Source organism: Gemmatimonadales bacterium (assembly GCA_030697825.1).
Taxonomy (GTDB): domain Bacteria; phylum Gemmatimonadota; class Gemmatimonadetes; order Gemmatimonadales; family JACORV01; genus JACORV01.
This window is the reverse complement of record JAUYOW010000311.1, coordinates 1-6,493: the sequence shown is the minus strand read 5'-3', so window position 1 is coordinate 6,493 and position 6,493 is coordinate 1. Positions and strand designations below refer to the sequence as shown.

The following is a 6,493-nucleotide window of genomic DNA, read 5'->3' as shown; positions in this document are numbered from 1 at the left end:
GTAGATGCCGGCTACCAGGGTCAGTGGCAGGATGATCGTCGAGACGACCGTCAGGACCCGCGCGATGTCGCCGGTGCGCTGCGCGGCCCTGGCCTGTACCGCGCCCACCACTCCGTCCAACAGGTCTCGAGAGGAGTCGATCGCCGCGCGCACCGCCACCGCGTTCTGGTTCATCTCCTGGTAGAAGAGGCGCGACTCCTCGCTCACGAAGATGCTCCGCTTGGTGGCCAGGAGCATGAGCACGATGTGGAGGCTCGCCGCGAGCTTCTTCAGCGTAAGGATGTTGGCGCCGGCGGCGGAGATGTCCTTGGCGAGCTTCTTCACGTCGCCACCGAGCACTTCCTCCTCGAGCTGGTCGAGGAAGTTGTCGTTGGCGAGGTTCAAGTGCGCGTAGTCGTAGAGGCAGCGCTGCAGGAACAGGAACGCGATGAACCCCTGCGTCTTCCCCCACAGCCGGAAGCTCTCGGCGCACTGGTCCTTGACCATGTTGACCACGTCGAGGTCGGTGCGGTGGTACGTGAGGACGAAGTCGTCGCCCACGATGAGGATCATCCGCTCGACCTGGAGGTCGCGCAGGCCGTGCGACGTGTCGAGGTGCAGCTCCGGGTCCTCGACCTCGTACAGGTAGAACGCGAGGGAGTCCCGCCGTTCCACGATGCGGGGCAGGATCTCCGGCTCGTCGAAGTGGCTCACCAGCACCAGGTCGATCCCGAGCCGGCGCAGCACGTCGTTCAGGGCGCCGATGCCGGGGCCCTGGAAATCGATCCACGAGAAGACGTCGGGATCGGCCAGCTCCCGCTCCAGATCGGCGAGCGCGAACGGGTGGGTGACCTTGTCTTTCCGATGGAAGTTGAGCGAGAAGACCGTGGTCTCGCCGGACGCGCCCGGGGCACCGGTCAAGTGATTCGCAGCAATCGGCATGGCCCTCTCTAAGGCCTGAGCGCCTCCCCGTCAAGACTTGGGCGTGCGGTCGGGCTAGGTGTGGGCGCCCGACCCGGCTTCACCCGCGCCGTCCCCGCCAGTACCGTGATGTTGTCGCTCCCGCCGCGCTCCAGCGCCAGGTCCACCAGCGTCCGGCACAGCTGTTCCGACGATTCCATGGCACCGATCTGCGTAGCGATCTCAGGGTCGGTCACGTGTTTCGTGAGCCCGTCGCTGCACAGCAGGATGACGCACCCGCGGTTCGTCAGGTCGAAGCGCGTCACCTCCGGCGCCGCCCCCTCGCCGCCGCCGATAGCGCTGGCGAGCACGTTGCTGAGCGGAGAGAACGCCACCCGGTCGGCGGGCAGCACCCCCTGGTCCGCCAGGTTCTGCGCCAGCGTCTGGTCGCGCGTGACCTGCCGCAGCACGCCGTCCAGGTAGTAGTAGCAGCGGCTGTCGCCGACCTGCACCACGTACATCCAGGGCCACACCCCCAGCGCGACCGTCAGCGTCGTCGCCATTCCTTTGGCTTCGGGGCGCCCGGCCGCCTCGGCCAGCACCGCGGCGTGAGCCTCGAGCGCCGCGGTCCGGAGCGCCTCGTAGAACTCCTTCTCCGCGGCGCGGCCGGAAACGTGGTAGCAGCGCATCGCGGTGGTCACGTAACGCGTGATCGTCTCCACCGCGAGCCGGCTCGCGTCGCGGCCCGCCCTGCCTCCCCCCACTCCGTCTGCCACCAGCAGGATGGTCCCGAGCCGCTCGCCCCGCAGCGGCAGGCGCTCCGCGTCGGGCAGACTCGTCGCATGGACGACCACCTGCTGATGTATGGTGCCGAGGAGGAAGTGGTCCTGGTTCTCGCGCCGGACCTTGCCGGGGTGAGTCAGTCCGAAGAGGTCCAGTTCGTCGTCCCGGGGTTTGGGTCCCGGGCTGGTGCGGATGGTGGTCAGCGGGTCGGCGAGTGCCATGGGCGCCTCCGTGGTCAGCGGTCCCGACCGCTAGCATGCCGCCTCCCACCCGCGCGCGCAAGGCCGCAGGAGAGGCGCCGGAGACTCTCACCACATCCCCGCCGCGCCTGGAACTCCCGGCGCCCCCCGCCGTATTACGGGAACCAACGCGCTCACGAGCCGCCCATGCGCCTGCCTGACGACGACGAATTCGAACCGGACTTCCCGTCCGGCGATGACTCCGCGGACACGGACGCCATCGTCTCCTGCCCGTATTGCGGGGAGGCCGTGGACATCGCCTTGGACCCCGGCGGCGGCCCCGCGCAGGAATACGTGGAGGATTGCCAGGTCTGCTGCCAGCCGTGGCGGGTGAGCGTTCGCTACCAGCACGATGGCCAGGCACTGGTCTCCCTGACCGCCCTCGATGAGTAGAGCGGGCGGCGTTTCCTCGAGCCTCAAGCGCTGGCTGGACGGCGTTCGGGCGTCGAGCCGTCAGTTCCGAGCGCGCATCCGTTGCTGAAGCTCGTCGAGCGAGAAACGATCCGCCTCGGGCGGCATGAGCAACAGGAGCAATAGCAGAGCGAGGCGGGGAATCACGTGCTCATGGAATGGATACAGGGGCTCGTGCAACAGGTGCCCGAAGGTGACGACCACCAGGACCGCGCCCAGCGCGCCATATCCCACCGAACGGAGCCACCCGAGCAGGACGAGGGCTCCGCCGGCGAGTTCTACGAACGGAATGGTGAAGCCGACCGCCCAGAGTGACCAGGTTGGGAGAAAGGTGTCCTGAAACGGCAGGAAGAACCTCTGGACATGGCCTACCGGACCCTCGCCCGGCGTTCGTGCGCATCACCATCGCGGCGATCTCCTCAGCGCGTTTTCAGCACCTCGAGTCCGTGATCCGTGGCCGCCTCCGCCCAGATCTTCCGTTCTGAGCCGAGACGCGGGGGGACTTCGAGTCGGCTCGTGGAGGAATTGCATGTTTGGCGCGGGAGCGCCGGGGGCCGTCGAACTGAAGCTGTTCCCCGGCCGCGGCGGTGTCAAGACTTGCGGGTGCAGTATCCGATCGACTTGCGAGTAGCCCGTGCCTCGGCTTGTGCGACAGCCCTCCGGCGCGCAGTTTTGGCTCGCCGGCTGACCTGCTGACCACTAACCATAGACCTGGTGCGACCATGAATCGTTTCCGCGCCCGCTTCGGGCTCCTCGCGCTCACCGCCATCGCGACCGCGTTCGCCTCCGGGCCGCTGTGCGCGCAGACCCGTCTGCTCCGCACGCCGACCGTGAGCTCGTCCCAGATCGCGTTCGCGTACGCCAACAACATCTGGATCGTGGAGCGCGCGGGTGGCGCGGCGCGCCGCCTCACGAGCTTCCAGGGCCAGACCTCGAATCCGAAGTTCTCGCCCGATGGGAGGCTGATCGCGTTCAGCGGCGAGTATGGTGGCAACACCGACGTCTATGTCGTCCCGGCCGAGGGCGGCGAACCGCGGCGCCTGACGTGGCACCCGGCGGCCGACCTCGTGACGGGCTGGATCCCCGACGGCCGGTCGGTCCTCTACTCGTCGCCGCGCGCCTCGTGGTCGCCGACCGCGACCGCGCGCTTCTGGACCGTCCCGGCGGGCGGCGGGGTCGAGGAGCCGCTGCCGCTGCCCCGCGGCTATCAGGGCAAGATCTCCGCCGACGGCCGCCGCATCGCCTATCGGATGAACACCTCGTGGGACGAGGAGCGCCGCAACTACCGCGGCGGCCAGAACCGACCGATCTGGATCGTCAATCTCCAGGGGTACGACCTCGAGTCGCCGCCGTGGACCGATTCCAAGGACACCGACCCGGTGTGGGTCGGCGACGCCGTCTACTTCCTCTCCGACCGCGACGGCGTGGCGAATGTGTGGGCCTACGACCCGGGGACGCGGCAGCTCTCGCAGGTGACGCGGTTCACCGATTTCGACGTCAAGGCGATCGATGCTGGGGCCGGCGCCGTGGTGTTTGAGCAGGCGGGTGACATCCACGAGCTGGACCCGCGGAGCGGCCGCGAGCACGTCGTGCCGATCACCGCCGCCGGCGACTTTCCCTGGATGATGCCCCACTGGGAGGACGTCACGGCACGGATGACCAACATCGCCCTGTCGCCGACGGGCCGGCGAGCCGTCGTCGAAGCGCGCGGCGAGATCTTCACGATCCCTGCCGAGAAAGGCGACATCCGTGACCTCACGAACTCGAGCGGCTCGGCCGAGCGCGACCCGGCGTGGTCGCCGGACGGCCGGTGGGTGTCGTACTTCAGCGACCGTTCGGGCGAGTACCAGCTGGTGATCGAGTCGCAGGACGGCATCACGCCGCCGCGAGAGATCACGCTCCCGAACCCGGCGCACTACTACACGCCGTCGTGGTCGCCCGATTCGCGGAAGCTGCTATTCACCGACACGCGGCTCAACGTGTGGGTGCTGGACGTCGCGACCGGCCAGGCACGGACCGTGGGGAACGACCCGTGGATGGTGCCGGAGCGGACGCTCAACCCGACGTGGAGCCCCGACGCGCGGTGGATCGCGTACTCGAGCCGGCTCCGGTCCCTGTATCACGCGATCTTCGTCGCCAACGCCGAGACGGGCGAGACACGGCAGGTGACCGACGGGCTCGCCGACGCGGTGTGGCCGGTCTGGGACGCGGGCGGCAAGTACCTCTGGTTCCTCGCGTCCACCGACTTCGGCCTCCGCTCCCAGTGGCTGGACATGACGTCGTACGACCGCGAGGAGAACTTCGGGCTCTACTTCACCGTGCTGAAGAGCGGCGACCCCTCGCCGCTGCTGGCGGAGAGCGACGAGGACCTCGGCGTGGGCAGCGCGACCGGTGGTGGAGGTGGCGGTAGGCGTGGCGGCGCGCCGGCCGATAGCTCCGGCGTGTTAGGCGCGGCCGCTCCGGGTGCCGGCGCGGGCGGTCGCGGCGCAGCGGCGCCGGTCACGGTGCAGATCGATTTCGACGGGCTCCAGCAGCGGATCATCTCGGTGCCGGGCGTGCCGGTGCGGCCGTACTCGCGGTTGCGCGCCGGCGCGGCGGGCACGGTCTACTATCTCGAGGCTGCGGCCGGCGGGCCGGGTGGCGGGGGTGACGGCGGCGCCGGCCAGGTTCTCCATCGCTACCAGTTGAGCGAGCGCAGGGCCGCGCCATTCGTCAGCGGCGTGGCGGACTATGCCGTGAGCGCGGATGGGCACAAACTGCTCTACCGCACGGCCGGCGGTGGCGGCGGCGCCGCTGCGCCGCGCCCCGCGGGTGGCGCGACCGGTCCCGGCCTGTACCTCGTGGACGCCGACCGCACTCCACCGACGGCCGGCCAGGGCCGGCTGGACGTGACGCTGCGGATGTATCTCGACCCCAGGGCGGAGTTCCAGCAGATCTTCAACGAGGGATGGCGCAACGAGCGCGACTACCTCTACGTGCCGAACATGCACGGCACCGACTGGGCGCGGGACCGGCAGATGTACGGCCAGTTCCTCCCCTTCGTGATGCACCGCGCCGACCTCAACTACCTGCTGGACAACATGGGCGCCGAGATCGCGATCGGACACTCGTACGTGCGCGGCGGCGACATGCCCGAGGTGCCGCAGACGACGACGGGGCTCCTCGGCGCCGACTTCTCCATTGACGGCGACCGCTACCGGATCACCCGGATCTACGACGCCGAGAGCTGGAACCCGGACCTGCGCGCCCCCCTCGCCTCACCGGGCGTGGACGTCCACGTGGGCGACTACGTCCTTGCGGTCAATGGCGTCGAGCTCCGTGCGCCGGACAACATCTACCGTCTCCTCGACGGGACGGCCGACCGCCAGACCGTGCTCACCGTGAACGCCCGTCCCGCCATGGAGGGTGCGCGCCGCGTGACCGTGGTGCCGGTCGCGAACGAGCAGGGGCTGAGGACGCGCGCGTGGGTGGAGAGCAACCGCCGCCTCGTGGACTCGCTCTCGCACGGTCAGCTCGCATACGTGTATGTGCCGAACACCGGCCGGTCCGGCTACACGAGCTTCAACCGCTACTACTTCGCCCAGCAGGATCGCCAGGGCGCCATCATCGACGAGCGCTTCAACGGCGGTGGATCAGCGGCCGATTACATCGTGGACGTGCTGCAGCGCGACTTCGACGGCTACTTCAACAACGTGGCAGGCGACCGCTACCCGTTCACCAGTCCCGCGGCCGGCATCTGGGGCCCGAAGGTCATGATCATCAACGAAATGGCCGGCTCGGGCGGCGACCTGATGCCGTACATGTTCCGCTACCGGCGCATCGGGCAGCTCGTCGGCAAGCGCACCTGGGGTGGGCTGGTGCACACGGCCGACACGCCGCCCTTCATCGACGGCGGGTCCATGATCGCGCCCCGCGGCGGTTTCTTCGCGCGCGATAACCGGTGGGCGGTGGAGAACGAGGGCGTCGCCCCCGACGTGGACGTGGAAAACTGGCCGAGGGACGTGATCGCCGGCCACGACCCGCAGCTGGAGCGCGCGGTAGCGGAAGCCCTGCGCATGCTGCGGGAGCATCCGGTGGACCGCGCGACCCACGAGCCGCCGCCGCCCACGCGGGGCCAGCGACGCCGGTCGCCGTAGCGGCGGCGGACCGCGCCAAGGGGCCGCGGACACCCGCGGCCCCCC

Annotated in this window: 5 protein-coding genes; 2 read left to right on the top strand and 3 right to left on the bottom strand. The window is 69.4% G+C overall.

All coding sequences use genetic code 11. The features are described from left to right. Together Q8Q85_15135 and Q8Q85_15130 are read right to left on the bottom strand one after the other, a co-directional pair. On the bottom strand, positions 1 to 921 hold a 921-nt coding region (locus tag Q8Q85_15135), incomplete at its 3' end, for a CorA family divalent cation transporter (protein ID MDP3775593.1). An 8-nt stretch (positions 922 to 929) separates the two neighbouring features. After that, positions 930 to 1,883 (bottom strand): protein phosphatase 2C domain-containing protein, encoded by a 954-nt coding sequence (locus Q8Q85_15130; GenBank protein MDP3775592.1) that lies wholly within the window; start codon positions 1,881 to 1,883, stop codon positions 930 to 932. A gap of 165 nt (positions 1,884 to 2,048) precedes the next feature. On the opposite strand from Q8Q85_15130, the gene Q8Q85_15125 reads away from it, so the two are divergent. Further along, complete coding sequence (locus tag Q8Q85_15125) at positions 2,049 to 2,294, top strand: CPXCG motif-containing cysteine-rich protein (GenBank protein ID MDP3775591.1); 246 nt, start codon at positions 2,049 to 2,051, stop codon at positions 2,292 to 2,294. Between the two features lie 60 nt (positions 2,295 to 2,354). Here Q8Q85_15125 and Q8Q85_15120 read toward each other — a convergent pair whose 3' ends face one another. Then, complete coding sequence (locus Q8Q85_15120; GenBank protein MDP3775590.1) at positions 2,355 to 2,546, bottom strand: hypothetical protein; 192 nt, start codon at positions 2,544 to 2,546, stop codon at positions 2,355 to 2,357. 488 nt (positions 2,547 to 3,034) lie between these two features. Here Q8Q85_15120 and Q8Q85_15115 point away from each other — a divergent pair, with 488 nt between their 5' ends. Next, the gene (locus Q8Q85_15115; GenBank protein MDP3775589.1) at positions 3,035 to 6,448 is read left to right on the top strand and encodes a PDZ domain-containing protein; all 3,414 of its coding nucleotides are present in this window, start codon (positions 3,035 to 3,037) and stop codon (positions 6,446 to 6,448) included. Positions 6,449 to 6,493: the final 45 nt, after the last annotated feature.